The sequence below is a fragment of the Pseudonocardia sp. Ae717_Ps2 genome (assembly GCF_001932475.1).
Classification (GTDB): Bacteria; Actinomycetota; Actinomycetes; order Mycobacteriales; family Pseudonocardiaceae; genus Pseudonocardia.
On record NZ_MCIS01000001.1, the window covers coordinates 4,509,371 to 4,535,517 of the forward strand.

The 26,147-nt window shown below is 74.7% G+C and carries 24 protein-coding genes; 9 read left to right on the forward strand and 15 right to left on the reverse strand.

Going from position 1 to position 26,147, the window contains the following annotated elements; all coding sequences use genetic code 11:
• Positions 1-4: 4 nt before the first annotated feature.
• Genes Ae717Ps2_RS20760 through Ae717Ps2_RS20775 form a run of 4 tightly spaced genes read right to left on the reverse strand, consistent with a single transcriptional unit; the run spans position 5 to position 5,028 of the window.
• Positions 5-1,321, reverse strand: a complete 1,317-nt coding sequence (locus tag Ae717Ps2_RS20760) for an NAD(P)/FAD-dependent oxidoreductase (protein WP_083695213.1) — start codon at positions 1,319-1,321, stop codon at positions 5-7.
• Positions 1,318-2,994 (reverse strand): prenyltransferase/squalene oxidase repeat-containing protein, encoded by a 1,677-nt coding sequence (locus Ae717Ps2_RS20765; protein ID WP_075310650.1) that lies wholly within the window; start codon positions 2,992-2,994, stop codon positions 1,318-1,320. The genes Ae717Ps2_RS20760 and Ae717Ps2_RS20765 overlap by 4 nt, the downstream gene beginning before the upstream one ends.
• Positions 2,991-4,007 carry a UbiA family prenyltransferase gene (locus tag Ae717Ps2_RS20770; protein WP_233147640.1) on the reverse strand — a complete coding sequence of 339 codons (1,017 nt, stop codon included), beginning with the start codon at positions 4,005-4,007 and terminating at the stop codon, positions 2,991-2,993. The genes Ae717Ps2_RS20765 and Ae717Ps2_RS20770 overlap by 4 nt, the downstream gene beginning before the upstream one ends.
• Positions 3,997-5,028, reverse strand: coding sequence for a polyprenyl synthetase family protein (locus Ae717Ps2_RS20775; RefSeq protein ID WP_233147641.1), 1,032 nt, complete (start codon positions 5,026-5,028; stop codon positions 3,997-3,999). Before Ae717Ps2_RS20775 ends, Ae717Ps2_RS20770 begins: the two co-directional genes overlap by 11 nt.
• Positions 5,029-5,440: 412 nt before the next feature.
• Between Ae717Ps2_RS20775 and Ae717Ps2_RS20780 the strand changes: the two genes are divergently transcribed.
• Positions 5,441-6,640, forward strand: coding sequence for an IS701 family transposase (locus Ae717Ps2_RS20780; protein ID WP_075332982.1), 1,200 nt, complete (start codon positions 5,441-5,443; stop codon positions 6,638-6,640).
• On the forward strand, positions 6,637-6,804 hold the full coding sequence (locus tag Ae717Ps2_RS38395) for a hypothetical protein (protein ID WP_170917006.1): 168 nt from the start codon (positions 6,637-6,639) through the stop codon (positions 6,802-6,804). Before Ae717Ps2_RS20780 ends, Ae717Ps2_RS38395 begins: the two co-directional genes overlap by 4 nt.
• On the opposite strand, the gene Ae717Ps2_RS20785 is transcribed toward Ae717Ps2_RS38395, so the two are convergent.
• The gene (locus tag Ae717Ps2_RS20785) at positions 6,805-7,668 is read right to left on the reverse strand and encodes a 2-hydroxyacid dehydrogenase (RefSeq protein WP_075333790.1); all 864 of its coding nucleotides are present in this window, start codon (positions 7,666-7,668) and stop codon (positions 6,805-6,807) included.
• Between the two features lie 55 nt (positions 7,669-7,723).
• Between Ae717Ps2_RS20785 and Ae717Ps2_RS20790 the strand changes: the two genes are divergently transcribed.
• Positions 7,724-8,821: a sorbosone dehydrogenase family protein gene (locus tag Ae717Ps2_RS20790; RefSeq protein ID WP_233147642.1), complete on the forward strand. Its 1,098-nt coding sequence runs from the start codon at positions 7,724-7,726 to the stop codon at positions 8,819-8,821.
• Positions 8,822-8,866: 45 nt separating this feature from the next.
• Here the strand turns inward: Ae717Ps2_RS20790 and Ae717Ps2_RS20795 are convergent, their stop codons facing one another.
• The 4 genes from Ae717Ps2_RS20795 to gatC form a co-directional block, all read right to left on the reverse strand.
• Complete coding sequence (locus tag Ae717Ps2_RS20795; protein WP_075333791.1) at positions 8,867-9,823, reverse strand: ABC transporter substrate-binding protein; 957 nt, start codon at positions 9,821-9,823, stop codon at positions 8,867-8,869.
• A gap of 137 nt (positions 9,824-9,960) precedes the next feature.
• Entirely contained in the window at positions 9,961-11,463 is a 1,503-nt protein-coding gene (gene gatB / locus Ae717Ps2_RS20800) for an Asp-tRNA(Asn)/Glu-tRNA(Gln) amidotransferase subunit GatB (protein WP_020622202.1), read from the reverse strand.
• Positions 11,460-12,968: an Asp-tRNA(Asn)/Glu-tRNA(Gln) amidotransferase subunit GatA gene (gatA, locus tag Ae717Ps2_RS20805; protein WP_075333792.1), complete on the reverse strand. Its 1,509-nt coding sequence runs from the start codon at positions 12,966-12,968 to the stop codon at positions 11,460-11,462. Before gatA ends, gatB begins: the two co-directional genes overlap by 4 nt.
• Positions 12,965-13,291 carry an Asp-tRNA(Asn)/Glu-tRNA(Gln) amidotransferase subunit GatC gene (gene gatC / locus Ae717Ps2_RS20810; protein WP_020622204.1) on the reverse strand — a complete coding sequence of 109 codons (327 nt, stop codon included), beginning with the start codon at positions 13,289-13,291 and terminating at the stop codon, positions 12,965-12,967. The genes gatA and gatC overlap by 4 nt, the downstream gene beginning before the upstream one ends.
• Before the next feature lie 333 nt (positions 13,292-13,624).
• Between gatC and Ae717Ps2_RS20815 the strand changes: the two genes are divergently transcribed.
• Positions 13,625-14,281 (forward strand): amino acid-binding protein, encoded by a 657-nt coding sequence (locus Ae717Ps2_RS20815; protein WP_075310640.1) that lies wholly within the window; start codon positions 13,625-13,627, stop codon positions 14,279-14,281.
• A gap of 59 nt (positions 14,282-14,340) precedes the next feature.
• On the opposite strand, the gene Ae717Ps2_RS20820 is transcribed toward Ae717Ps2_RS20815, so the two are convergent.
• Together Ae717Ps2_RS20820 and ligA are read right to left on the reverse strand one after the other, a co-directional pair.
• Positions 14,341-15,060, reverse strand: a complete 720-nt coding sequence (locus Ae717Ps2_RS20820; RefSeq protein ID WP_075333793.1) for a 3-keto-5-aminohexanoate cleavage protein — start codon at positions 15,058-15,060, stop codon at positions 14,341-14,343.
• Positions 15,061-15,306: 246 nt separating this feature from the next.
• Positions 15,307-17,751, reverse strand: a complete 2,445-nt coding sequence (gene ligA / locus Ae717Ps2_RS20825; RefSeq protein ID WP_075310638.1) for an NAD-dependent DNA ligase LigA — start codon at positions 17,749-17,751, stop codon at positions 15,307-15,309.
• 58 nt (positions 17,752-17,809) lie between these two features.
• Here ligA and Ae717Ps2_RS20830 point away from each other — a divergent pair, with 58 nt between their 5' ends.
• From Ae717Ps2_RS20830 to Ae717Ps2_RS20845, 4 genes are read left to right on the forward strand one after another with little or no spacing between them, the layout of a single operon-like run.
• The gene (locus tag Ae717Ps2_RS20830; RefSeq protein WP_020627726.1) at positions 17,810-18,193 is read left to right on the forward strand and encodes an ankyrin repeat domain-containing protein; all 384 of its coding nucleotides are present in this window, start codon (positions 17,810-17,812) and stop codon (positions 18,191-18,193) included.
• Between the two features lie 3 nt (positions 18,194-18,196).
• Complete coding sequence (locus tag Ae717Ps2_RS20835; protein ID WP_075333794.1) at positions 18,197-18,595, forward strand: VOC family protein; 399 nt, start codon at positions 18,197-18,199, stop codon at positions 18,593-18,595.
• Positions 18,596-18,604: 9 nt separating this feature from the next.
• Positions 18,605-20,236, forward strand: coding sequence for a peptide chain release factor 3 (locus tag Ae717Ps2_RS20840; RefSeq protein WP_020627724.1), 1,632 nt, complete (start codon positions 18,605-18,607; stop codon positions 20,234-20,236).
• A 34-nt stretch (positions 20,237-20,270) separates the two neighbouring features.
• Positions 20,271-21,110 (forward strand): DMT family transporter, encoded by an 840-nt coding sequence (locus Ae717Ps2_RS20845; RefSeq protein ID WP_255407973.1) that lies wholly within the window; start codon positions 20,271-20,273, stop codon positions 21,108-21,110.
• A 74-nt stretch (positions 21,111-21,184) separates the two neighbouring features.
• On the opposite strand, the gene Ae717Ps2_RS20850 is transcribed toward Ae717Ps2_RS20845, so the two are convergent.
• On the reverse strand, positions 21,185-21,592 hold the full coding sequence (locus Ae717Ps2_RS20850) for a hypothetical protein (protein ID WP_075310632.1): 408 nt from the start codon (positions 21,590-21,592) through the stop codon (positions 21,185-21,187).
• Between the two features lie 105 nt (positions 21,593-21,697).
• Between Ae717Ps2_RS20850 and Ae717Ps2_RS20855 the strand changes: the two genes are divergently transcribed.
• Positions 21,698-22,477: an isocitrate lyase/phosphoenolpyruvate mutase family protein gene (locus tag Ae717Ps2_RS20855; RefSeq protein ID WP_075310630.1), complete on the forward strand. Its 780-nt coding sequence runs from the start codon at positions 21,698-21,700 to the stop codon at positions 22,475-22,477.
• A gap of 151 nt (positions 22,478-22,628) precedes the next feature.
• On the opposite strand, the gene Ae717Ps2_RS20860 is transcribed toward Ae717Ps2_RS20855, so the two are convergent.
• The 3 genes from Ae717Ps2_RS20860 to mnmA all read right to left on the reverse strand — a co-directional run bounded on the left by Ae717Ps2_RS20860 (position 22,629) and on the right by mnmA (position 26,147).
• The gene (locus Ae717Ps2_RS20860; protein WP_075312891.1) at positions 22,629-23,663 is read right to left on the reverse strand and encodes a methionine synthase; all 1,035 of its coding nucleotides are present in this window, start codon (positions 23,661-23,663) and stop codon (positions 22,629-22,631) included.
• A 409-nt stretch (positions 23,664-24,072) separates the two neighbouring features.
• The gene (locus tag Ae717Ps2_RS20865; protein ID WP_075310628.1) at positions 24,073-24,531 is read right to left on the reverse strand and encodes a nitroreductase family deazaflavin-dependent oxidoreductase; all 459 of its coding nucleotides are present in this window, start codon (positions 24,529-24,531) and stop codon (positions 24,073-24,075) included.
• Between the two features lie 533 nt (positions 24,532-25,064).
• Positions 25,065-26,147: a tRNA 2-thiouridine(34) synthase MnmA gene (mnmA, locus tag Ae717Ps2_RS20870; protein ID WP_075333795.1), complete on the reverse strand. Its 1,083-nt coding sequence runs from the start codon at positions 26,145-26,147 to the stop codon at positions 25,065-25,067.

Here is a 26,147-nt window from a genome sequence, read left to right on the forward strand (position 1 = left end):
GGGGTCATCGGGCCGCCGCACCCGACCCGCGGACCGTCCGGGCCCAGCCGGGTAGCCGGGCGGCCCGCGGGTCGGGGAGCAGCCCGATCTGGTGCAGGCGGTCCACCGGGGTCAGGCGCCGGATCCCGAGTCCGGACATGGTGTGCATGACCTCGTGCCGGATCCGGTCGTTGGCACCGGTCCCGGTCAGCGCGCGGTCCCCGATCCAGGACCGTCCGGTGATCATCCGGGCGGCGTTGTGGCTGGTCCGGCCGATGTGGTGCAGGTCGTGGCGGCGTGCGGTGTCGTAGCGGCGCAGCGCGTGGTCGACGACGTCGGCCTGCAGCGAGCCGCCCTGCCGGAGCATCGCGGCCAGGGTGTGGGCGTCGGCGATCGAGCTGTTCATGCCCTGCGCCGCCATCGGGTGCACCAGGTGTCCGCTCTCCCCGACCAGGGCCAGCCCCGGCACCGTCAGCGCCGGCGCGAGTGCCCGGGACACCGGCAGCACCTGACGGTCCGCGACACCCGCGCGGAACGCCTCGGCCACCGGGTCGAGCCCGGGGCAGCCGCGCAGCACCCGGTCGCTCCAGGCGCGGAGCCCGTCCGGCCCGAGCCCGCGCAGCTCGTCCGCGGCGACCTGGACGTACAACCGCACCCGGCCCCCCGGGAGCGGGTACCGCAGCCGCAGCCCGCCGTCGGTCACGTAGGCGGAGAAGTCCGGCGGGACGGTGCCCGCCAGCTCGAAGGCGGCGAGCCGGTGCGGGTAGTCGGAACGGGGCGCGGTCAGCCCGGCCTCGCGCCGCAGCCGCGAGGAGACGCCGTCGGCGGCGACGACCAGCGCGGCCGTGACCGCGGTGCCGTCGCACCGGACGCCGGTGACCCGGTCACCGGTCCGGACCAGTCCCTCGACCAGCGCCCCGCGCCGCACCTCGACGCCAGGGGGCAGGGAGTCGCCGAGCGCCCGCAGGATCGTCGGGTAGTCGTGGGCCAGCAGCCAGGGCTGCGGGGTGGGCAGGTGCCCGTAGTCCAGCCGCATCCGGGGCGTCCCGTCGGCGGCCCGGGCGACCAGGTGCTCCAGCCGCAGCGCACCCGCCGCCTCCAGCCGGTCCGCCACGCCCCACTCCCGCAGGATGCCGAGGGATCCCGGCTGCAGCACCTCGCCCTTGGCGACCTGCTGCGGCTCCGGGCGCTTCTCCAGCACCAGGACCCGGTGCCCGAGCCTGCCCAGCGCGCAGGCCGCGGCCAGACCGGCCACCCCGGCGCCGCACACCACCGCGTCGTACTCGGTGTCGTAATCGGTGTCGCAGTCGGCGTCGTAGTCGGTGTCGTGTCCGTGGCTCACGTCAGGGCCTTCCGGTAGCGGCCGAGCGCGCGCAGCGCCATCCCGTGGGTGAACCCCGGGTTGGCGTAGCGGCTCACCCGGCGGACGTACTCGTGCACCGGCGCGGCCGGCCAGCCGCCGTCCGGCAGGCGGGCCGCCAGCAGCCACCGCACGGCCGGTTCCACCTCCGCCGGGGCCGCACCGGCGGCGAGCAGTGCCGCGACCGCCCAGCCGGTCTCCTCCACGGTTCCCGGGGCGCCGTGGCCGTCGCCCCAGGACCCGTCGGGGTTGCGGGTGCGCTCCAGCAGGGCCCTGGCGCGGACCGCGGGCCCGTCCCCGCCGCGGCCGCAGCGGGCGAAGGTCTCCAGCACCGCGGCGGTGCCCATCGTGTGCTCGCGGTACCAGACCGACTCGAAGCCACCACCGGTCAGCTGGGCCCGGCCCAGCCAGCGCAGCGCGCGACGGACCCGCCGGTCGTCGGCCGGCACCCCGGCGTCGAGCAGGGCGTCGAGCGCCTGCGCGGTCGTCGTCGGGCAGGGGCCGCTGTTCGCGACCCTGGTGTTGCGCACGCACAGCCCCCAGGAGCCGCGGGAGTCCTGCCGGTCGGTGAGCCAGCCGACCCCCTCGGCGACGGCGGCGCCCTGCACGGTGCCGGGGAGCCTGCTGAGCACGGACACGATCTCGCCCGTCTCCAGCACCGCGGGCCAGCCGCGCCCTGCGGTCCAGCCCCAGAAGCCGGGCGGGCAGCCGAAGGCGAGGAAGGGCCGGTGCTGTTGCAGGCCCAGCAGTGCGTCCCGGGAGGCGACCAGGCGCTCGTCGTCGCCGTAGCCGGCCTCGACCAGGCCCCGTACCGCGTACATCGTCCAGGCCGCGTCCAGCGGGGTCGTGGCCCACGAGCCGTCCGGGTGCATGGACCGGCGCAGCCAGCCGACGGCGGCGTCCACCATGTCCTGGCCGACGCCGGCGCGGGCCAGCCCGGTGCAGACCAGGCCGGTCACCCAGGCGTCCTCCGACCAGGATCCCGCGGATCCCTCGTGCTCGTAGGTCTGGCGGATCACGCGCAGCGCGTTCGGTTCGGCCAGCCGGGACAGCGTGCGCTGCACCCGGGTCATCCGGCGGTGCCGGGTCTGGGCGAGCCCCAGCGCCGAGGCCATCGGCAGCCGCAGGTCGAACAGCCGCCGGTACAGGCCGGGCAGCAACGCCAGCTCCAGCGGGAAACGCCGCATGTCGGCCGGCGCGATCCAGCCGACGAACCCGTAGAACTGCCGGCACCAGAGCACGACCTCCGGGTGCGGGATCGCGGCGAGGCCGCCGTAGCGCTCCATCCACCGCCGCCCGGCCGCGACCTGCTCGGCGGACCCCGCCGGGTCGACGAGGTGCAGCGCGGCGGCCGACACGGCGGTCGGGCCCGGCTCCGCGGGCAGACCGGGCACCATCGCCCAGCCGCCGTCCTCGGTCTGGGTGCGACGCAGCCGTGCGGCCCCGGCGGCGATCAGGTCGGCGGTCCCACCGGGATCGGCGAAGTGCAGCGCGGTGACCGCACCCGCCGTCGCGAGGGTGGACCGCAGGCTGTCGGCGCCGTAGTCGAACACGCCGTCGTCGCGGCGCGACCGCAGCAGCGCCTCGGCCCCTCCCGCGATCGCCTCCGCCACCTCGTCGGCGAGCCGGCCGGTCCCGGCGTGGGCCGGTGTCATGGTGTGTCCTCTCCGTCCCCGGCATCGGCCGGGAACTCGTGCCGGGCCCGCATCCGGGCCTGCATGACCAGCGATGAGACGAGTGCGGGCAGCACCACCGCCCCGGCCACGAGCGGCCCCGCGGCACCCGCGACGACGGCGCCCGCGAGCAGCATTCGTTCGGCGACCAGCACCTCGTGCGAGCGCAGCGCACGACGGGGCGTCACCGTGCCGGGGCGCACCACGACGAAGGCACAGCCACCGACGAGCACCGCCAGTGCCAGACCACCGAACTGGGCGGCAGGCCGGTCCGCGACGACGGCGCCCACCCCGACCGCGACCATCGCCGACAGCCAGAGCACGGCCGCGGTCCGGACCGCCGTCGCGGTGCCGTGCCGGACCGGCACCGACCGGTAGCCACCCGCGCGGTCGCCGTCGACGTCGCGCACCGTCCCGATCAGGTTGGACGCGGTGTCGTGCAGGGCGAAGCCCAGCGCGGCGGGCAGCAACGCCCAGGGGGGCCACGGCGCGACGGCCATCGCCCCCACGACCATCGCGAGCGCGGAGAGCACCCCGCGGTTGAGGTTGCCGGCCAGCCCCCGCTGCTTGAACAGCCGGCTGTAGGTGATGATCCCGGCGACCGCGCAGGCGAACACCGGCAGCGTCCGCCAGTTCACCACGGTGGTCAGCACCAGCGAGCCGGCGACGCAGGCGATCCCGCAGGTCAGCGCGGCCCGGGGGGTGAGCCTGCCGGACGGGATCGGGCGGTGCGGCTTGGCGATCGCGTCCAGGTCCCGGTCGAAGTAGTCACCGAGGTAGTGCCCGGCCAGCCAGCCGAGCACCGGGGCCAGCACCGCGACGGCGAGCGGCCCCGGGGAGCTGCCGCCCGCCACCAGCGCCCCGGCCAGTCCCAGCAACGCCGGGTGCCAGGTGGTGTACGGCCGCCAGGTCTCCCAGTGCGCCTGCCAGGTCCCCCCGCCCCGCCGCGGTGCGGCACGGGCGTCGGCGCGCAGGGTGCGCCCGTCAGCGGTCACGGTCGACGGCGATCGCGGCGATCCCGGCGAGCCGGCGTGCCGCCTCGGCACCGGGGAGCTCACCGAGGCGGGCCACGGCCCGGTCGGCGTGGCCGCGCGCCCCGCACCGCGCCGCGTCCCAGAGGTCGTCCGCGGTCACCGCCGCGCGGAGCATCTCGTGCGCCTCGCTCGGGCCGAGATCCCCGGACAGGGCGGTCTCCACCGCCCGCCGCACGGCGGGTCCACCGTCGCGGTGTGCCAGCAGGACCGGCCAGGTGGGCCGCAGGTTGGCGGCGTCGCTGGTCGCGGGCTTGCCCGTGACCACGGCGTCGTCGAGGTAGGGCAGCAGGTCGTCGAACAGCTGGAACGCGACCCCGGTGTGGTGGCCGTAGTCCCCGAGCAGGTCGACCTGCCCGGCGTCCCCGCCGCCGAGCGCGGCGCCCGCCCGGCACGCCCCCCGGAACAGGGCTCCGGTCTTGAGAGCGGCCACCTCGAGGTAGTCGTCCAGTGTGCTTCCCGGTCGGCCGGGTCCGGGCGCGACGAGCTGGGACTCCTGGACCTGTCCGCGGCACAGGTCGCTACCGGCACGGGCCAACTCGGCGACGGCCGTGACGACGGCCTCCGGCGGGGCCGCACACTCGGCGACGACGGCGAACACCTCGAACAGCAGCGCGTCGCCGGTCACGATGGCGTCCGGGACGCCGTAGCGGGCGTGCACCGACGGCCGGCCGCGACGCAGGTCGTCGTCGTCGATGATGTCGTCGTGCACCAGTGAGGCGACGTGCAGGTGCTCGACCGCCGCGGCGGCGGGGAGCACGTCCTCGCGCCGGCCGCCGACGGCCTCCGCCGCGGTGAGCAGCATGAGCGGTCGCAGGAGCTTGCCCGGCGCGAGCAGCGCGTAGCGGGTCATCTCGTCGAACCGGGAGCCGGTGTCCGGACGACGCTCGGCGAGCGCGGAGCGGACGAGGCCGCGGGCCACCGCGTCGTCCCGGGCGGTGTCGCCGTCGGTGAGCGACAGCGCCCGGCTCACTGTGCCCGGCACAGGGCAGGTCTCCGACAATTCCTCGTCGAGCATTGCGGGCGAGCGGTCCGGATCATCAGGCAGAACCTCCCCGAGAGCGGCACAGGCACGATCGGTGCCGTGTCAGCCGGTGAACGCGGCCCGAACGTACGATTACGTCATAGGTCGGGCAAGCGCTTGCGGCGCCGGCCGGACATCGCTTAACACCCGAACTCCGGGGTTTTCACCAGACTCTGCGACCGCGTTCTCCGCAGCCGCCGACACCGCCCTCGGGGCAGGAACGACTCCGCTCAGTACGCCCCGGTCACCAGGTTCGGAGGCTCCTCGCCCCGGACGAACGCCGCCAGCTGCTCGGCCGCGACGCCGTAGTACTGCAACGGCAGTTCGGCGTGTGGTGAGAGGCTGACGGCCGTTCGGCGGTGATGATCACCGCGTGGTTGATCTTGCCGGGTGGGTGGCCTCGTTGGATGCGGTGGTGGAGCTGATCTCTGGCCGTTTCCGCAGGGTCGAGCCGCGCCGGCGGGTCGGAACCTACCTGCGAGGCCTGCTCGCGGGGCTCGAGCGGAAGAACGGCTGGACCCTCGCCGAACACGCCGGGGCGATGTCGCCGGACGGGATGCAGCGGCTGCTGCGCACCGCGGACTGGGACGTCGACGGGGTCCGCGACGACCTGCGCGGCTACGTCCTGCAACATCTCACCGACACCGCGTCGGGGGTGTTCATCGTGGACGAGACCGGGTTCATCAAGAAGGGCCTGTGTTCGGCCGGGGTGCAGCGCCAGTACACCGGCACCAGCGGGAAGATCGACAACTGTCAGCTCGGTGTGTTCCTGGCCTACGCCTCGAAGCGGGGGCGGGCGTTGATCGACCGGGAGCTCTACCTGCCGACCTCGTGGACCGAGGACCGCGAACGCTGCGAGCGCGCGGATGTCCCCGATGACGTCGAGTTCGCCACGAAACCGCAGCTGGGGACGGCGATGCTGGCCCGCACGTACGCCGCTGGGGCACTCACGTCCGGGTCGTGGGTGACCGCGGACGAGGTCTACGGGCAGAACCCGGGCTTTCGCGACTGGCTCACCGAGCGGGAGATCCCGTTCGTGTTGGCCACCCGCAATGACGACATGCTCACCAGCCCGGACGGGAATCGTCGCCCGGCCAAGGCCCTGGCCACGATCGCCGGGGCGCGTGATCTCGACACCGGGCACGACGGGTGGGAGCGCCGCGCGATCGGGCCGGGCGCGCACGGGATGCGGGTCTATGACTGGACCGCGGTTGCGCTGGCCATCGACGGCCTCCCGGCGGGTTGGGGGCACTGGCTGCTGGTGCGCCGCCAGACCGAGCCCGCAGAGGGCAAGACCATCCGTGAGCTGGCGTTCTACCGCTGCGCCGCCCCGGCGAACACGCCGCTGCGCGACCTCGTTCGAGTCGCCGGGGCGCGGTGGGCGATTGAGGAATGCTTCCAGACCGCGAAGAACGAGGCCGGCCTCGACCACTACCAAGTCCGCTCCTACCGAGCCTGGCACGCCCACATCACCCTGGCCATGCTCACCGCGGCCTACCTCGCCGTCACCCGCGCCGCCGAACACGCACGCGAGGCCGAAAAGGGGGATCCTCAGCCAGCCGGCGCGCATTGATTCAGCTGTCGGGCAACGAGATCCGCCGTCTCCTCGCCGCGCTCGCCTTCACCCCGCTCACCTGCATCGACCACGTCATGCACTGGTCGACCTGGCGCCGTGAACGCCAACAACAGGCCCGCGACTGCCACTACCGCCGACGCGGCGAACGACCCCCGAGCTGATCAACTGCCGTTGCAGTAGTAGGCCCGGCGCATCGCCATCGGCACGGTCCCCCCGACGTGCGGCGTCAGCAGGAGCCCGGGTGCCGACCAGAGCGGGTGCCCCGGCGGCAGCGGCTCGGGGTCGGTGACGTCGACGGCGGCCCGGATGCGGCCCGAGGTGAGCTCGGCGAGGAGCGCGTCGGTGTCCACCACCGGTCCGCGGGCGCCGTTGACCAGGAGCGCCCCGTCGGGCATGGCGGCCAGGAAGTCGGCGTCGACCATGCCGCGGGTCTCGTCGGTGAGCGGGACGATCAGCACGGTCGCGTCGTACCGCGGGAGCAGGGCGGGCAGCTCGTCCCAGCCGTGGACGCCGTCGCGGGCGGTGCGACCGACCATCGCGGTCTCCACCTCGAAGGGCTCCAGACGGGCCCGGGTCTTCTGCCCCACGTCGCCCGCGCCCACGATGAGGATCTTCTTGCCGGCCAGCTCCTCGGTCTGGTGGTAGTCCCACTCACCGCGGTCCTGGGCCCGCACGAACCGGTCGAGGTGGCGGTAGACGGCGAGCAGCACCGACACGACCCACTCGGCGGTCGCGCCGCCGTGCGCGCCACGGCCGTCGGAGAGCGCGACACCGTCGGGCAGCCGTCCGATCCACGCCTCGGCCCCGGCGGTGAGCAGCTGCACCAGCTCCAGGTGCGGCATCTGCTCGGTCATCGCGACGGCCTCGGAGGTCGCCAGGAACGGGGCGACCAGGACCCGGGCCCGCCCCGCCTCGTCCGGCAGCGGCTTCTCCGGGTCGTAGACGACCGGCTCCAGCCCGTCCACCTCGGACAGGATCTCGGCTCCGGCGGCGTGCGGCACGAGGACGGTCACGGGACTGCTCATGGCGTCCGACCGTACTCACCGGGCACTCACCTCGCGGGGCCTAGCCTGGCTCCTCGTGACCGCCCGGCTGCTGCTGATCGTCGCGACGCTCGTCGTGCTGCTGGCCGGTTGCGCCACCTTCCCCGACGCGGGCACGCGCGACTGGCGACCCCAGGCCGAGGGCGCCGGCGAGCTGGGCGGGCCGCCCCGGATCGCCCCGGAGGAGCAGGCACCGCCGTCGGGCCGGCCGCCGTCGCCGCAGCAGCAGGGGCCCGCGGCGGCCCCGCAGCCGTGCGTCGACCCGGACCCCCAGGTCGTGGCCGCGTGCCTGGGGCCGGTCGGGGCGGTGGCGGTGCTCCCGCAGGGCGACCACGCACTCGTCGCCGAGCGGCGGACCGGACGGGTGCTGGAGGTCCGCCGCAACGCCACGCCGCGGCCGGTCGCGACGGTGCCGGTCGATCCGGCGGGTGGGCTGACCGGGCTGGTCCTCTCCCCCGGCTACGCCGAGGACCGCCTGCTCTACGCCCTGTCCGAGGGCCGGGTCTGGCGGATCGCACCCGGTGAGGCGCCGAAGCCGGTGCTGGCGGGGCTGCCCCCGGGAGGGGCGCTGGCCGTCGACGCCGACGGCTCCTCGCTGTTGGTCGCCACGCCCGCCGGGGCGGGTCCGCTCGCCGGGGCGGTGCTGCGGATCGACACCCTGGGCCGGCCGGCCCCGGGCAACCCCGACCGCGCCTCGCCGGTCCTGGCCCGCGGGCTCACCGCACCGGGCGGGGTGTGCGTCGACCCGGCGGCACGGACCACCTGGGTCACCGACCGGACGGCCGGGCGCGACGTCCTGTACCGCGTCGCCCCGGGCGCGCTCGGTGCGCCGGCGTGGACCTGGCCGGACCGTCCCGGAGTCGCGGGGTGCACGGTGCTGCCGGGCGCGGTCGTCGTCGCCCAGAGCACCGGGAAGGCGCTGTTCGTGCTCAACCCGGGTCCCGAGGGCACCTTCACCGGTGACCCGAAGCCGGTGCTGGAGGACACCTACGGCCGCATCGGCCCGGTCACCCTCGCCCCGGACGGCCTGCTCTGGCTGGGCACCGTGAACCGCGACGGCGGCGCCCCCGGCAGCACCGATGACCGGGTGGTCCGCATCCAGCCGCCGACCGGCGGCGGGGCCAGCGCGATCTGACACCGGCTCGGCGCGGGCCCGTCTCCGGCCGAGCGCCCCGGACGCTCAGCCGAGCAGCGCGTACAGCGCGTCCAGGTCGCGGGCGACCTGCATCGCGCTGTAGACGCTGCCGTAGTTGACGTTGCCCGTGGTCTCGACGACCTTCCCGGCCCGCACCGCGGGGAGCTCGCGCCACACCGGGACGTCACGCATCGTCGCGAGCGCCCGTTCGGTGCCGGTGTTCTGCAGGTAGAATCCGTCGGCGTCGCGGAACCGGCTCATCTCCTCCAGCGGCACCTCCTGGTCCGCGGCGTAGGCGCGTTCCTCCCCGGCCAGCGAGCCGCCCAGGTCGGTCAGCACCTGCTGCTGCAGCCTGCCCGCCGTGTTCACCACGAACGTGCCCGCCTCGGGCCGCCACTGGGCGACGACGATCCGCCTGGTCGCCAGCGCCCCGCGGCGGCGCTCCCGGACCCCGGCGGCGACCGCGTCGTACTCGGCCAGCACCCGGTCCAGTGCGTCGCGCCGGTCGAGCTGGGTGGCGATCGTGGTCAGGTCGGTGCGCCACGGCACGTCGAACGAGGTCGGGACGACCGGCGCGATCCGCTGCAGCCGGGCGGTCGGCCAGTACTCACCGTCGTTCTCGGCGGAGCAGACGATCAGGTCCGGGCGCAGCGCGAGGACCTCCTCGTCGACGATCGGACCCTTCAGGACCGGCAGCCCCGGCGGGGCCGGGACCCACGCGGCCGGGGGACGCAGGCTGGTCGCCGACACCGGCAGGCCGAGCGCGACGGCGGTCTCCAGGTCGACCCGCGAGTCGACGGCCAGCACCGACACCGGCGCGACCGGGACGTCGTAGGTGCCGAGCGAGGTGGTGACGCTGCGGGTCGCGCCCGCCGGGGCCGCGCCGACGGGCGCCGACGGGCGACCGCAGGCGGCGAGCAGGCCGGTGGCGCCGACGGCGGCGAGCAGTTGGCGGCGGGTGGCGTTCTCGACGACGGGGCGCTCGAGCAGTGCAGTGGACACGGGCCCTCCGGAGGCGTGGGATCTCCGGTGAGCTTAGCCTCGCCTCACTTGGCGGTCGCGTGTCGCGGACGAGGAACGGGCCCCGGTCCGGTCGGTTGCTCCGACCGGACCGGGGCCCGTCACGCGTGCCACTCCGGTCAGGCCCCGACCCGCTCGACGATCAGCTCGCGGACCCGCTTGGCGTCGGCCTGGCCCTTCGTCGCCTTCATGACCGCGCCGACGATGGCCCCGGCCGCCTGGACCTTGCCACCGCGGATCTTCTCCGCGACGTCGGGCTGCTCGGCCAGCGCCGCGTCGACGGCGGCGACCAGCGCGCCCTCGTCGGAGACGACCTTCAGCCCGCGGGCGGCGACGACCTCGTCCGGGCCGCCCTCGCCGTCGAGCACGCCGTCGACGACCTGGCGGGCGAGCTTGTTGGTCAGCTCCCCCGCCGCGACCAGCTCGATCACCCGGGCGACCTGTGCCGGGGTGATCGCGAGCTCGGCGAGCTCGACCGAGCGGGTGTTGGCCTGCTGGGCCAGGTAGGACACCCACCACGAGCGGGCCTCCTGCGACGGCGCACCGGCCGCGACGGTGGCCTCGACCAGCTCCAGCGCCCCGCCGTTGACCAGGTCGCGCAGCTCCTCGTCGGAGATGCCCCAGTCGCTCTGGATGCGCTTGCGGCGCTCCCACGGCAGCTCGGGCAGGGTGCCGCGCAGCTCCTCGACCCACTCGGCGGACGGGGCGATCGGGACCAGGTCGGGCTCCGGGAAGTACCGGTAGTCCTCCGAGGTCTCCTTGCGTCGCCCGGCGCGGGTGTGGCCGGTCGCCTCGTCGAAGTGCCGGGTCTCCTGGACGATCTCCCCGCCCGCGTCGAGCACGCCGGCCTGCCGGCTCATCTCGTGCCGGACCGCGCGCTCGACCGACCGCAGCGAGTTGACGTTCTTCGTCTCGGTGCGGGTGCCCAGCGGGCCGCCCTTCGGCGACAGCGAGAGGTTCACGTCGGCACGCATCGAGCCCTGGTCCATCCGGACGTCGGAGACGCCCAGGGACCGGATCAGGTCGCGCAGCGCGGTGACGTAGGCGCGGGCCACCTCCGGGGCACGGGCCCCGGTGTCCGGGATCATCGTCGTGACGATCTCGATCAGCGGGACGCCTGCCCGGTTGTAGTCCAGCAGCGAGTGGTCGGCGCCGTGGATGCGACCGTCGGAGCCGCCGACGTGCAGCGACTTGCCGGTGTCCTCTTCCATGTGCGCGCGCTCGATGCCGATCCGGACGACCTCGCCGTCGTCGAGGGTCAGGTCCAGGAACCCGCCCGTGGCGATCGGCTCGTCGTACTGGGAGGTCTGGAAGTTCTTCGGCATGTCCGGATAGAAGTAGTTCTTCCGGGCGAACCGGCCCCACGGCGCGATCGAGCAGTTCAGCGCCAGGCCGATCCGGATCGCCGACTCCACCGCGGCCCGGTTGACCACCGGCAGCGCGCCGGGCAGCCCCAGGCAGACCGGGCAGACCTGGGTGTTGGGCTCGGCCCCGAACTCCGTCGGGCAGCCGCAGAACATCTTGGTGTTCGTCGACAGCTCGACGTGCACCTCGATGCCCAGGACGGGGTCGTACCGGGCGACGACATCGTCGAAGTCGACCAGCTCCACGGCCGCGGTCATGCCCTCACCTCAGCAACGTCCGGGACGCGGGCGATCAGCGGACCGCCCTCGTCGGCGTCGCGGGCGGCCTCGAACGCCGCCCCGACGCGGTACATGACGGCCTCGCCGAGCGCGGGGGCCATGATCTGCAGGCCGGTCGGGAGCCCCTCGGAGATCCCGTTGGGCACCGACATGCCGGCCACCCCGGCCAGGTTCGTCGGGATGGTGGCCAGGTCGTTCAGGTACATGGCCAGCGGGTCGTCGACCTTGTCCCCGATCGGGAACGGCACGGTCGGCGCCGTCGGCGACACGAGCACGTCGGCCTGGGCGAACGCCGCGGCGAAGTCCCGGCTGATGAGCGTGCGGACCTTCTGCGCCTGGCCGTAGTAGGCGTCGTAGTAGCCGCTGGACAGCGCGTAGGTGCCGAGCATGATCCGCCGCTTGACCTCGGGCCCGAAGCCCTGCTCGCGGGTGTTGGCCATGACCTCCTCGGCGGAGCGGCCCTCGGAGGCGCGCAGGCCGTAGCGCATGGCGTCGAACCGGGCGAGGTTCGACGACACCTCACTGGGGAGGATCAGGTAGTACGCGGCCATCCCGTACTCGAAGTGCGGGCAGGCGACCTCGACGATCTCGGCACCCAGCTTCTCCAGCCGGCGCAGCGAGGCGTCGAACGCCGAGCGGACGCCGGGCTGGTAGCCCTCGCCGCCCAGCTCGCGCACGACGCCGACCTTCAGCCCGGACAGGTCCCCGGTCGCGCCCTGGCGTGCCGCCTCGACGACGGCCGGGACCGGCCAGTCGATCGAGGTCGAGTCGAGCGGGTCGTGGCCGGCGATGACCTCGTGCAGCAGCGCCGCGTCCAGCACGGTGCGCGCGCACGGCCCACCCTGGTCCAGCGACGACGCGCAGGCGACCAGCCCGTAGCGGGACACCTGGCCGTAGGTGGGCTTGACGCCGACGGTGCCGGTGAACGCGGCGGGCTGGCGGATCGAGCCGCCGGTGTCGGTGCCGATCGCCAACGGCGCCTCGAACGCGGCCAGCGACGCCGCCGACCCGCCGCCGGAGCCGCCCGGCACCCGGGTGGTGTCCCACGGGTTGCGGGTGACGCCGTACGCCGAGTGCTCGGTGGAGGAGCCCATCGCGAACTCGTCCATGTTGGTCTTGCCGAGGATCGTGATCCCGGCGGCGCGCAGGCGCGTGGTGACCGTCGCGTCGTAGGGCGGCTGCCAGCCGTCGAGGATCCGCGAGCCGCAGGTGGTGGGCATGTCCGAGGTGGTGAACACGTCCTTGAGCGCCAGCGGCACCCCGGCCAGCGGGGACTCCGGGACCTCGCCCGCGGCGATCCGCTCGTCGACCAGCGCGGCGGCGGCCACCGCGGCCTCGGCGCCGACGTGCAGGAACGCGTGCACCTCACCGTCGACGGCGGCGATCCGGTCGAGGTGGGCCTGGGCGACCTCGACGGCGGAGACCTCGCGGGAGTGGATCTTCTCCGCGAGCTCGGCCGCGGTGAGGCGGATCAGGTCGCTCACTGCTCCTCCCCCAGGATCCGCGGGACGCGGAAGCGCCCGTCCTCGGCGGCCGGGGCGCCGGCGAGCGCCTGCTCCTGGCTCAGGCCGGGGCGGCGCTCGTCCGGGCGGAAGACGTTCTCCAGCGGGACGGCGTGCGAGGTCGGCGGGATGTCGTCGGCGGCGACCTCTCCGACCCGGGCCACCGACCCGATGATCACGTCGAGCTGCGACGCGAAGGTGTCCAGCTCGGAGTCGGTGACGGCCAGGCGGGCCAGCCGGGCGAGGTGTGCGACCTCGTCCCGGGTGATGACCCCGCCCGTCCGCTCCGCGGAATCGGCGGTCATGCCCCTCCTCTGGGATGGTGTCCGATGATGACGACGGCGGGTGGACGGTCGCGACGACGGTGCGGCGACGACGGTGCGACCGCCGGTCCGGCTGCCGACACGACCCGGCCGCTCCCGCGCGCGCCGGTCCATCGGGCGAGTCTATTCCCGCCGGTCCACCGGCCGATCGCCCCCCGGTGACCAGGTACGCACACCATGATGCGGGTGGCGGGTGACCGACGGCCCCGAGGGTGGCAGGATCATCGTTCCCGCCCGGAACCGCCCCCCGCCACTCCGGTGCGGTGCACACGCGTGCCGATGAGGCGCTCGCTGTCGAGGGAGAGGATCCACTCCGTGTCGTTCCTGCTCCGGGTCGTCCTCCCGGACAAGCCCGGCAATCTCGGGGCCGTCGCCTCCGCCCTCGGCGGGGCGGGGGCGGACATCCTCAGCGTCGACGTCGTGGAGCGCGGCGACGGACAGGCGGTCGACGACATCGCCGTGGAGCTGCCGACCAACCGGCCGCCGGACGTGCTCATCACCGCGGCCGAGTCGGTGCCCGGGGTGTCGGTGGAGTCGGTGCGCCCGCACACCGGGCAGCTGGACACCCACCGCGAGCTGGAGCTGCTCGACGAGATCGCCGGCGACCACGCGCACGGGCTCGACCTGCTCGCCGGCGAGGTGCCGCGGCTGTTCCGCGCCGGCTGGGCGCTGGTCGCGGTCAGCGAGAACGGTCGTTCCTTCCGGATCGCGGAGAGCGCCGCGGCGCCCGAGACCCGGTCCGGGGACCTGCCCTGGCTGCCGCTGGACCGGGCGATCGCCCTCGACGACAGCCACTGGGTGCCCGAGCCGTGGCGGGCGATGGACACCGAGCTGGCCGCCGCGCCGTTCGGGACCGGGGAACCGCCGAAGACGCTGGTGGTCGGACGGCCGGGTGGCCCGGTGTTCCGGCCGTCGGAGCTGGCGCGGCTGGCGCACCTCGCGGGGATCGTCGCGACGGTGCTGAAGGCCTGACCCCCGCCGCCCGCCCCGGTCCACCCGGGTCGCCGGGGCGCGGGTGCGGCGGATCCAGGTCAGACCCGGATCGACAGGGCGGTGCGGACGAGGTCGTCGTTGCCGGTCGCGAGCCAGCCGTCGGGGCGCACCAGTACGTCCTCGAAGCCGATCCGGGTGTCGATGTTGACCCGGGTCGCGTACTCCAGCACCGGCCAGGCGCCCTCCTCCTCGCCGTGCAGCAGCACGGGAACGGGGGGCTGGCCGAGCGCGCGCAGGATCCGGATGCCCTCGGCGACGGCGGTCTCCGGGTCGATCACCGTCGACTCCGCGATCACCCGGCGGGTGCCCGGGGGCAGCCCGTTCTGGCGGAGGGTGACGGCGTCACCGCTGGTCCAGACACCGAGCTCGACGGCGATGCCGACCGACCACGCGGCGTGGCAGATCTCGGTCCAGCCGAGCTCGTGCACATTGACGCCGCACACGTCGGGCTTGCCGGAGCCGAGCCGGCCCCAGGACAGGACGGTCTCGACGCGGTCCTTGGGGTCGGGCTGGATCCAGCGACCGGTCGGGACGCCGATCTCGATGCCAGGGGCCTCCTGGCGGATCAGCGACACGACGTCGCCGACCACGGCGGGCTCGATCGTCTCGGCGCCGCTGTCGTCGCGCGGGTGCACGTGCACCGAGGTGACGCCGAGCCGGGCGACGGCCCGGGCGTCACGGGCGAGGTGGCGGGCCAGGGTCGGCAACGCCGGGTGCGCGTCCGCCGGTCGTGAGCCGTTGAGCGCCGCCTGCAACACCGTGTGTTCCCCGATCCGAGTGGTCGTCCTCCCGCCGGGACGACCCCGGCGTGCGACCGAGGGTAGGCGGTGATCGTCCGCGGCCCGGCGTCCGGGCGCGGACGCGTCCGGGCGACGTCGGCGTCCGGACGCCGGGCCGCGCCGGACGCCCGACACGCCCGGTGAGTGGTCGCTCACCGTCGGCGTGCTGCAGGTCCGGCCGCCGGGCGGATTCCCCGGTCACGCGGCGGACCGGACTCCGGGCCGTCAGGCGTCGGCGGCCTGCTCCCGCGCCGCGTCGGGGCCGCGGTCGAGCAGGACCTCGAACCCGGCCTCGTCCAGCACCGGCACCCCGAGCTCGACGGCCTTGTCGTACTTCGAGCCGGGCGCCTCCCCCGCGACGACGAAGGCCGTCTTCTTCGACACCGACCCGGCCGCCCGCCCGCCGCGGGCCATGATCGCCTCCTTGGCCTCGTCGCGGGACCAGTTCTCCATCGAGCCGGTGATGACGATCGAGAGGCCCTCCAGGAAGCGGGGCACCGAGTCGTCGACCTCGTCCTCCATCGCGACGCCCGCGGCCCGCCACCTCTGCACGACCTCGCGGTGCCAGTCGACGGAGAACCAGTCCCGCACCGCCGCGGCGATGGTCGGGCCGACGCCGTCGACCCCGGCGATCGGCGCGAGCGCCTCCGCGACGGCCTTCGCCCGGGCACGCGCCGCGGCCCGCTCCTGCTTCGCGGCCTCCACGGCCGCGGCGTCGGCGGCCCCGTCGCCGGGCGCCCCTTCACCGGGCGCCCCGTCGTCTGGCGCCCCGTCGCCGGCAGACCCATCACCGGCAGACCCGTCGCCGGGTGCCGCCTCCGCCTCGCCTGCGGCAACCGCCGCCTCCGCCTCGGCGGCCTCGACGTCGCCGGTCGCCTCGGCCGCGGCACCCTCGGGCGTCGACGCGGCGGCCTCGGCCGCGGCGTCGTCCTCCCCCGCCGTCCCGTCGGAGACGATCGCGACCCCGGCGGCCTCGGTGTCCGCCTTCGCCTGTGCCGCGGCGCGTTCGAGGGCCTCCATCGACCCGAACTCGCGGGCCAGCGCCTGCGCGGCGGTCGGCCCGACGTGCCGGATCGACAGCCCCACCAGCACCCGCCACAGCGGCCGGTCCTTGGCCGCCTCCAAATTCCTCAGCAGCTTGCGGCCGTTGACCGTCAGCTCGCCCTTCTGGTTGCGGAACAGCTCGGTCCGCAGCAGGTCGGCCTCGGTGAGGGAGAAGACGTCGCCCTCGTCGGTCAGCACGCCCGAGGTCAGCAGCGCCACCGCGGCCTCGTAGCCGAGCCCCTCGATGTCGAACGCGCCCCGGCCCGCGACGTGGAACAGCCGCTCCCGCAGCTGCGCCGGGCAGGAACGGGCGTTCGGGCAGCGCCGGTCGACGTCGCCCGACTTCTGCTGCACGAGCGCGGTGCCGCACTCGGGGCAGTGCGTCGGCATGACGAACTCGCGCTCGGAGCCGTCGCGCACGTCGGTGACCGGCCCCAGCACCTCGGGGATGACGTCGCCCGCCTTGCGGATGACCACCCGGTCACCGATCAGCACGCCCTTGCGACGCACCTCGTCGGCGTTGTGCAGGGTCGCCATCTCGACCGTGGACCCGGCGACCTTCACCGGCTCCATCACCGCGAACGGGGTGACCCGGCCGGTCCGCCCGACGTTGACCCGGATGTCGAGCAGCCGGGTGGTGGCCTGCTCCGGCGGGTACTTGTAGGCGATCGCCCAGCGCGGGAACCGGGAGGTCGCGCCGAGCCTGCGCTGCAGCGCCACCTCGTCGACCTTCACGACGACGCCGTCGATCTCGTGCTCGACGTCGTGCCGGTGCTCACCCCAGTACTCGACGTACTCGATCACCTTCTCGATCCCCTGGAGCACCCTGGTGCGCGGGGAGACCGGCAGGCCCCAGGCGACCAGTGCGTCGTAGGCGTGGGACTGGGTGTCGGGGGTGAACCCCTCCCGCTTGCCCAATCCGTGGCAGATCAGCCGCAGGTTGCGCGAGCCGGTGACCCGCGGGTCCTTCTGGCGCAGGGAGCCGGCCGCGGTGTTGCGCGGGTTCGCGAACGGCTCCTTGCCCGCCTCGACCAGCGAGGCGTTGAGCCGCTCGAAGTCCTCCAGCCGGAAGTAGACCTCGCCACGGACCTCGACGAGCGCCGGCACCGGGAACTCGTCGGTGCCGGTCAGCCGCTCGGGCACCTCGGCGAGGGTGCGCATGTTGAGCGTGATGTCCTCGCCGGTGCGCCCGTCGCCGCGGGTCAGGGCCCGGGTGAGCCGCCCGCCCTCGTAGAGCAGGTTGACCGCGAGCCCGTCGATCTTGAGCTCGCACAGGTAGTGCAGGTCCCCGCCGACCTCCTTCGTCACCCGCTCGTGCCAGGTGCGCAGGTCCTCGGGCGAGAAGGCGTTGTCCAGCGACAACATCCGCTCGAGATGGTCGTAGGAGGTGAAGTCGGTGGAGAAGGTCCCGCCGACGCGCTGGCTCGGCGAGTCCGGCGTGACCAGCTCGGGGTGGGCCTCCTCCAGCGCGAGCAGCTCGTGCCACAGCTCGTCGAACTGGCCGTCGGAGACGACCGGGGCGTCCAGCACGTAGTAGCGGAACTGGTGGTCGGCCACCTCGGCCGCCAGCTGCGCGTGGCGCTCGCGGGCCTGCTGGGCGTCGGACTGGGAACTCACGAGGCGCAGGTTAGCCGCGCCCCCCGACAGTCATGCGCAACCGAGCAGGGGAATCTACGGTCGGGGGATGGACCAGGCTGCCGTGGAGCTCGCGCACCGGATGTTCGACCTGGCCCGCGAGGGCGCGGCGGACCGGCTGGGCGCCTACCTCGACGCGGGCGTCCCGGTCGGCCTGACCGACCCCAAGGGCGACACCCTGCTGATCCTCGCCGCCTACTACGGCCACGACGCCGTCGTCGCCGACCTGCTGGCCCGCGGCGCGGAGCCGGACCACACCAACGACCGCGGCCAGACCGCGCTCGCCGCCGCGCTGTTCGCCCGGTCGGCGCCGTCGGTCACCGCGTTGCTGGCCGCGGGCGCCGACCCGCACCACGGCAGCCCGTCGGCGTGGGCGACCGTCGAGCACTTCGACCTGCCCGACATGCGGGCGCTGCTGGAAGCGGGGGCCTGAGCCGTGCTGAGGCTCGGGTTCCCGGTGGTCGGCGTCGTCGACCTCGACCGGGCCGCCGCGTTCTGGGCCGCCGCGCTGCACCTGCACGTCTCCGACGAGTGGTCGAGCCCGTCCTGGCGCACCCTGACCGGCTCCGACGGCGAGCGGGTGCTCGGCCTGATGCGCAGCGCGTCCCCGCCCGAGCCCAGACCCCGGCTCCACCTGGACCTCCTGGTCGACACCACCGACGAGCAGGACGCCGAGGTGGCGCGGCTGACCTCGCTGGGCGCGACCCGGCCGGCCTGGGACGACTACCCCGCCGCGCCCGACTTCGTCGTCCTCGCCGACCCCGACGGCAACGTCTTCTGCGTGGTCGACCTGAGCCGGGCGCCGTCGTCGGGGGGTGTCGGTGGCGACGCCTAGAATGCAGGTGTGAGCACCATCGAGAACGTCACCCGGCAGACCGGCACCGCCACCGACGCGCGCGTCGTCGGCGAGACCGCCCGCCGCCGGACGTTCGCGGTGATCTCCCACCCCGACGCGGGCAAGTCGACCCTGACCGAGGCGCTGGCGCTGCACGCGGAGGTCATCGACTCCGCCGGTGCGGTGCACGGCAAGTCCGGCCGCAAGGGCGTCACGTCGGACTGGATGGAGATGGAGCGTGCCCGCGGCATCTCGGTGTCCTCGGCGGTGCTGCAGTTCTCCTATCGGGACTGCGTGATCAACCTGCTCGACACCCCCGGCCACGGCGACTTCTCCGAGGACACCTACCGGGTGCTCGCCGCCGTCGACGCCGCGGTGATGCTGCTCGACGCGGCGAAGGGTCTCGAGCCGCAGACCCTCAAGCTCTTCGACGTCTGCCGCTCGCGCGGCGTCCCGATCGTCACCTTCGTCAACAAGTGGGACCGGCCGGGCCGCGAGGCCCTGGAGCTGCTCGACGAGGTCGAGCAGACCATCGGCCTGCGCCCGATGCCCCTGACCTGGCCGCTGGGCATCGCCGGGCAGTTCAAGGGGCTCATCGAGCGCAGCACCGGCGAGTACACCGCGTTCACCCGGGCCGCCGGCGGCGCGACGAAGGCCACCGCACAGGTCGTCGACGCCGAGACGATCGCCGCGCAGGAGCCCGAGTACTGGCAGAACGCGCAGGACGAGCTGGGCCTGCTCGACGAGATCGGCGCCGGTTTCGACGAGGAGGGCTTCCGCTCCGGCACGGCCACCCCGGTCCTGTTCGGCTCGGCGCTGTCCAACATCGGCGTCGCCCGGCTGCTCGACTCGCTGGTCGACCTCGCCCCGCCGCCCGCCCCGCGGCCCGACGTGAAGGGCGAGGACCGCCCGCTGGAGGCGCCCACCTCCGGGCTGATCTTCAAGGTCCAGGCCGGCATGGACAAGGCGCACCGTGACCGCATGGCGTTCCTGCGGATCTGCTCGGGCCGCTTCGAGCGCGGCATGGTGCTCACCCATGCCGCGACGGGCAAGCCGTTCGCGACCAAGTACGCGCAGTCGGTGTTCGGCGCCGAGCGCACGACCGTCGAGGAGGCGTTCCCCGGCGACATCGTCGGCCTGGTCAACGCCACCGCCCTGCGTCCCGGGGACACCCTCTACGCGGCCGACCCGGTCGAGTTCCCCTCGATCCCGGCGTTCGCCCCCGAGCACTTCGCGGTGATCCGCGCGAAGGACGCGGGCAAGTACAAGCAGTTCCGCAAGGGGATCGAGCAGCTCGGCAACGAGGCGGTCATCCAGATCCTGCGCTCGGACCTGCGCGGCGACCAGGCACCGGTGCTGGCCGCGGTGGGGCCGCTGCAGTTCGACGTGGTCACCACACGGCTGGAGACCGAGTTCAACGCGCCGGTCACCCTCGACCGGCTGCCGTACCAGATCGCGCGCCTGGTCGACGCCGAGGCGGTCGAGAAGCTGGCCGGGCAGTCCGAGTGCGAGGTCCTGCGCCGCGACTCCGACGGCGAGCACCTCGCGTTGTTCACCAACAAGTGGCGGATGGACATCATCCAGCGCAAGTTCCCGGACATGCGGTTCGAGGCCATGCCCGCCGGGTCCTCGATCTCCTGATCCGCTGAACACCGTCGCCGCGGTCGGCGCCGCGCTGCTCTCGGCGCTGCTCTTCGCGCTCGCCGCCGTCGCGCAGCAGACCTCGGCGGCGGCGGACCCGCACGACCGGGGGCTGCGGATGCTGGCGCGGCTGGTCCGCGATCCGCGCTGGCTGGCCGGGTCGCTGGGTGACACGGCAGCGTTCGCGATGCAGGCCGTCGCGCTCGGGTTCGGGTCGCTGCTGCTGGTGCAGCCGATCATCGTCACCCAGCTGGTGTTCGCGCTGCCGCTGGCCGCGTGGTGGGCCGGGCGGCGGCCGTCCCGCCGGGAGCTGGCGTGGGCCGCGGTGCTGGTGGTGGCGCTGGTGCTGTTCGTGACCGTCGGGGAGCCGACCGCGGGTGTCGACCGGGCCGGGCTCACCGCGTGGGCGCCGACGGGGTCAGTGCTGCTGGTGCTGTTCGCCGCCTGTCTCGTGGCGGCCCGGTCGACGACGGGGACGGCCCGGGCACTGCTGCTGGCCGCGGCCACCGGCATCGCCTACGGCGTCGTCGCCGCGCTCACCCTGGGCGTGGTCGACACGCTGTCCGACGGGATCACCACGGTGCTGACCTCGTGGGAGACCTGGGCGCTGGTCGTCGCCGTGGTCGGCGGGACCCTGCTGCAGCAGGCCGCGTTCCAGGCCGGGGCGCTGGGGGCGTCGCTGCCCGCGGTGGTCGTCGGGGAGCCGGTGGTGGCCGCGGTCGTCGGCGTGACCGTGCTCGACGAGCGGCTGTCCACCGGCGGGGCCGGGTGGGCACTCGTCGCGGTGCTGGTGGCCGTGCTCGTGGTGGCGACGATCGCGCTGGCCCGGGCGAGCGCCGGGACCGAGGCGGAGAGCGGCGGGCGGGCGCCGTAGCAGCGCGGTGCCGTCGGGGTGCTAGGACGACAGGGTCCTCGGACGACGGGCCGAACGCGTCGCCGGGCCGCGGTTCAGGGGGTGTGGCAGACCCCGGGCCCGCAGGCCGGCGCGGTGCCGGCCCCCTGCACGGGCGGCGGTCCCGGCCCGGTGACGGCGAGCATCACGAACGCGGCCAGCCAGATCAGCCCGCCGGCCAGCCCGGCCACCGACAGCCCCGCGGCCGAGATAGCCGTCCGGGACCGGCCCGGGCAGGCACGGACCGCGCCCAGCGTGCCCAGCACCAGACCGCCGATGGCGAGGACGACCCCGGCGGAGGCGAACGCGAGACCGGCGACGGTCAGCGGCGACACCGCGGACAGCGCGATCGCGACGGCGACGGCGACGAACACCGAGCCCAGCGCTCCCAGCACCAGCGCGGACGACCCGAGACCACCCAGCGGGGTGGTCGGGTGTCGGACGTCGGACCGGTCTCGGAGCACGGCACAAGGATCAGGGGTCGGACGGCCCTGCCGCTGTCGGGGACACCGCAGATCCTCAGTTCTGGGTACGCGGCGGGGGCCCCGGAACCGGCCTACGGTGATCACATGACCTCCATCGCCGAGAAGGCCACGAAGCTGCAGGAGCTGCACGCCGCACCGGAGCTGCTGCTCGTCGTCAACGTCTGGGACGCGATCACCGCGAAGGTCGTCGCCGAGACCCCGGGCACGACGGCCCTGGCCACCGCGAGCCACGGGATCGCCGCGTCCCGCGGCTACCCCGACGGCGAGCACATCCCGCGCGACCTCATGATCGCCGAGGTCGGGCTGATCGCGGAGGTCGCCGGGGACCTGCCGGTGACCGCCGACCTGGAGGCCGGCTACGGCGACCCCGGTGGCACCGTCGCGCGCGCGATCGACGTCGGCATCGTCGGCTGCAACCTGGAGGACCAGGTCAAGCCGCTCACCGAGGCGGTGAAGGCCGTGGAGGCCGCCGTCGCCGCGGCCGAGAAGGCCGGGATCGACTTCGTGCTGAACGCGCGCACCGACGCCTTCCTCAAGGCCGGTGACAAGGACCCCGAGGCCGTGCTGGCCGACGCGATCGAGCGCGGGAAGGCGTACCTGGACGCGGGCGCGTCGAACTTCTTCGTGCCCGGCAAGCTCGACGAGACCCAGGTCGGACGCCTGGTCGAGGCGCTCGGCGAGCGCAAGGTCAACCTGATCGGCATCCCGGGGTCGATCCCGCTGGGGACCGCCCAGCAGCTGGGCGTCGCCCGCGTGTCCTACGGCCCGTGGAGCCAGAACGTCGCGCTGACCGCGCTGCAGGACCTCGCCACCGACGTCTACGCCGGCGGCGGGCTCCCCGAGGGCACCCGCAAGCTGAACTGAGTGGCCCGGGGAGAAGCACTCCGCCGCCGCCCGGCGCGCACTGATCCGCCCCGCGCACGGTGATCCGCCGGGCGCGCGGTGATCCGCTCGGCGCGCGCGTCCGGACGCACGCGCGGAACACGGAGGCGCGCGCGACGCCGATCATGCGGGGTCAGCGCCCGTCGGCGGGCGCGACCTCGTCCGGATCGGCGAAGGCCTTTCCCAGCTCGCGGGACAGGGCGAGCGCACGCTGCGCCCAGGCTGGGGAGGCCCCGGCGAGCCCGCAGGCGGGCGTCGGGACGGCGAGGCGGGCCAGCCGCGGCCGGTCGAAGCCCAGCCGGTCGGCGAGGTCGTAGCCGGCGCGGGCCAGGTCGCCGATCGCCGGTTCGCGGGACGGCGTGGTGCCGGGCAGCAGCCCGAGGAACAACGGGACGCCGCTGTCCCAGGTCTCGCCGATCGCGTCGAGGGCGCGCGGTTCGGCGGTGCTCCCGGTGAACGCCGGTCGGGTCGCGTCGATGCCGACCGCAGCCGCACCGGTGCCGGCGAGCAGCCGGATCGGCGCACGGTCCGCGCAGCAGTGCACGACGACCGGTGCGTCGACGCCGTCGACCAGGTCGCGGAGCAGGTCCTGGGCGTCCGGCGCGGCGATCGCGCGGACGGTGCCGTAGCCGGACGCGGTCGGCAACGACCCGGCGAGCACCGCGGGCAGACCGGGCTCGTCGAGCTGGACGACGACCGTCGCCCCGGTCCGTTGCGCGACCTCGGCGACGTGTGTGCGCAGCCCCTCGGTCAGGCTGGCGGCGAACTCGCGGACAGCCCCGCGGTCGGTGAGCACCCGGTGCCCGGACGCGAGCTCGACCGAGGCGGCGAGCGTCCACGGGCCGGTGACCTGGATCTTCACCCAGGACGGGCGGATGTGGTCGCAGGCGTCGTCGAAGGCGTCCAGATCGCCGGACATCAGGTCCCGGGACCGGCGCAGGTCGCGTCCGGGGTGCGCGGTGACCCGCCAGCCGGTCGGCACGACCTCGACGGCGAGGTCCACCAGCAGCCCGGCCGTGCGCCCGATCATGTCCGCGCCGACGCCGCGGGCGGGCAGCTCGGGCAGTGCCGGGAACTCGGGGTTCTCGCCGGTGACCAGCGCACACGCCTCGCGGATGTCGGTGCCGGGCAGTGATCCAACGCCGGTGCCGACGCCGGCGGGCCACAGGGCGCGGGGCGCGGCGGGCTCGGCGGGGGTGTCGTCGACGACCTCGATCCGGGGCTGCGGCGCGACGGTCTCGCCGGGACGGACGTCGCCGAGTCCGGCGGCGGCGAGCGCGGCGGCCAGCGGGTCGGTGGGGTCCGGGATGGTCACCCCCACAGTGTCCTCCGCGGTCCGGGCCCGACGCGTGCGGCCCCGGCCCGTCGGCGGCGGGCATGATCGCCAAATGTGGCGCGCGGAGGCGGGTGAGCCGCACCCGATGCTCCACAGTCGGCGATCACCGGAGGGATCACCGCAGAGCGATCACCCCCGAGCGGTCACCACGGAGCGATCGCCCCGGAGCGGTCACCGCAGGCCGAATGCTGCAGGGCGATCGCTGCAGGGCGAACGCTGCAGGGGGCGATCGCTGGAGTTCTCATTGCAGGGCGAACACCGGGTGGTGGGGTGCGGCGGCGGCCAGCTCGGCGTCGGACGAGGAGGCGTCGACACCGTCGAAGAACGCCCCGACCTCCCAGGCCCAGCGGCGCAGGTACTCCCGCAGCACCGGGACGGCGACGGCCGGGTCGGTCAACTCCGTCGCGGCCACCCGCTCGGTGCGACGGCCGACGGTCAGCTCGGCCTCCCCCGCGACGCGCAGGTTGCGCACCCACTGGGTCTCGCCGCGGGCGGCGACGAGGTACCGGACGCCGTCGTGGCGCAGCGGGTTGACCGGCGTGGTGCGGACCTCGCCGGAGCGACGGCCGCGGACGCCGAGCACCGCGGAGCCGGCCAGCGGGAGACCGAGCCGGGTCAGGCCGGCGACCAGCGGGTTCATCACGCGTCGGGTGAACCGGCCGGGGGCGAGGTAGCGGGACCGAGAGCGACGATTCGTCATGAGAGCAGTGTTCACCCTTCACTATGTTAAAGCAAGAGCAGTGCTCTCGCCGGAGGTGCGTCGAGATGCAGATCAGCGGGCTCCAGCGACGCGCGGGGCCCGCTGAGGTGCATCTCGGCGGACGGCGATCCGCCACGACAGCGCCGCGCCCCGGCGGTGGCGGCGCACTCCCGGCGGCCGAGTCCGGGCGGGCCCCGGCCGGACGTGGTCGGCCCGGGAGTACATGCCGGACGCTTCCGGTCGGGCGGTCCCGGTCGGGCGGTCCCGGTCGGGCGGACCAGGTCAGGCGGACCAGGTCAGGCGGACCAGGTCAGGCGGACCAGGTCAGGCGGACCAGGTCAGGCAGTCCCGGTCGGGCGGCCCCGGTCAGGCAGCGCCGGTCGGGCAGCGCCGGTTAGACAGCCCCGGCCAGGCGGTCCCGGTCGGGCAGTACGTGTCAGACGCTTCCGGTCGGGCGGACCCGGCCGGGCTGCCCCGGCCAGACAGTCCCGGCCAGGCAGCCCGGCCACACAGCCCCAGCCAGACAGCCCCGGTCAGACAGTCCCGGTGATCGTCGCCGACCCCAGGACGATGTCGCCGTCGCCGTCGGGGCGATAGAAGGCGACGGCCTGCCCCGGGGCGACCCCGCGCAGCGGCTCGGCCAGGTCCACCTGCACGGCGGAGCCGAGCGGGGTGACGGTCGCGGGTGCGGTGCCGCCGTGCGCGCGGACCTGCACGACGCAGCCGAACGGCGCGGCCGGCGCCACGCCCGAGGTCCACACCGGGGTGCGCGCGGTGATCGCGGTGACGTCGAGCGCCGCCTCCGGGCCGACCCGCACGGTGCCGCTGACCGGCTCGATGCCGAGCACGTAGCGGGGACGGCCGTCGGGGGCCGGGCGGTCGATCCCGAGACCCTTGCGCTGCCCGACGGTGAAGCCGTGCACGCCGTCGTGGGTGCCGAGGGTCTCGCCGGTGGCGGCGTCGACCAGGGCACCGGGAGTGCTGCCCAGGCGGTCGGCCAGGAAGCCCTGGGTGTCCCCGGTGGGGATGAAGCAGATGTCGTGGCTGTCGGGCTTGCCGGCGACGCGCAGCCCGAGCCGGGCGGCCTCGGCCCGGATCTGCGGCTTGGGGGTGTCGCCGACCGGGAACATCGCGTGCCGCAGCTGGTCGGCGCGCAGCACGGCCAGCACGTAGGACTGGTCCTTGCCGCCGTCGGCCGAGCGGCGCAGCACCGGTCCGGCCGGGTCGAGCCGGGCGTAGTGACCGGTGCAGACGGCGTCGAAGCCGAGGGCGAGCGCCCGGTCCAGGACCGCCGCGAACTTGATCTTCTCGTTGCACCGCAGGCAGGGGTTCGGCGTCTGGCCGGCGGCGTAGGCGGCGACGAAGTCGTCCACCACGTCGCGGGTGAACTCCTCGGACAGGTCCCAGACGTAGTACGGGATGTCGAGGACGTCCGCGGCGCGGGCGGCGTCGCCCGCGTCCTCCTTGGAACAGCAGCCGCGCGACCCCGACCGCATCGCGTCGCGGGTGCGCGACAGCGCGAGGTGCACACCGACGACGTCGTGCCCGGCGGCGACCGCCCGCGCGGCGGCGACCGCGGAGTCGACGCCACCGCTCATCGCAGCGAGGACCCGCAC

What these genes read in the sequence shown, in the direction of transcription:
- gatB (WP_020622202.1), bottom strand. Translation starts at nt 11,463, where the DNA reads ATGACCGCGGCCGTGGAGCTGGTCGACTTCGACGATGTCGTCGCCCGG.
- Ae717Ps2_RS20765 (WP_075310650.1), bottom strand. Translation starts at nt 2,994, where the DNA reads ATGACACCGGCCCACGCCGGGACCGGCCGGCTCGCCGACGAGGTGGCG.
- Ae717Ps2_RS20865 (WP_075310628.1), bottom strand. Translation starts at nt 24,531, where the DNA reads ATGACGAATCGTCGCTCTCGGTCCCGCTACCTCGCCCCCGGCCGGTTC.
- Ae717Ps2_RS20830 (WP_020627726.1), top strand. Translation starts at nt 17,810, where the DNA reads ATGGACCAGGCTGCCGTGGAGCTCGCGCACCGGATGTTCGACCTGGCC.
- Ae717Ps2_RS20855 (WP_075310630.1), top strand. Translation starts at nt 21,698, where the DNA reads ATGACCTCCATCGCCGAGAAGGCCACGAAGCTGCAGGAGCTGCACGCC.
- Ae717Ps2_RS20785 (WP_075333790.1), bottom strand. Translation starts at nt 7,668, where the DNA reads ATGAGCAGTCCCGTGACCGTCCTCGTGCCGCACGCCGCCGGAGCCGAG.
- gatC (WP_020622204.1), bottom strand. Translation starts at nt 13,291, where the DNA reads ATGACCGCCGATTCCGCGGAGCGGACGGGCGGGGTCATCACCCGGGAC.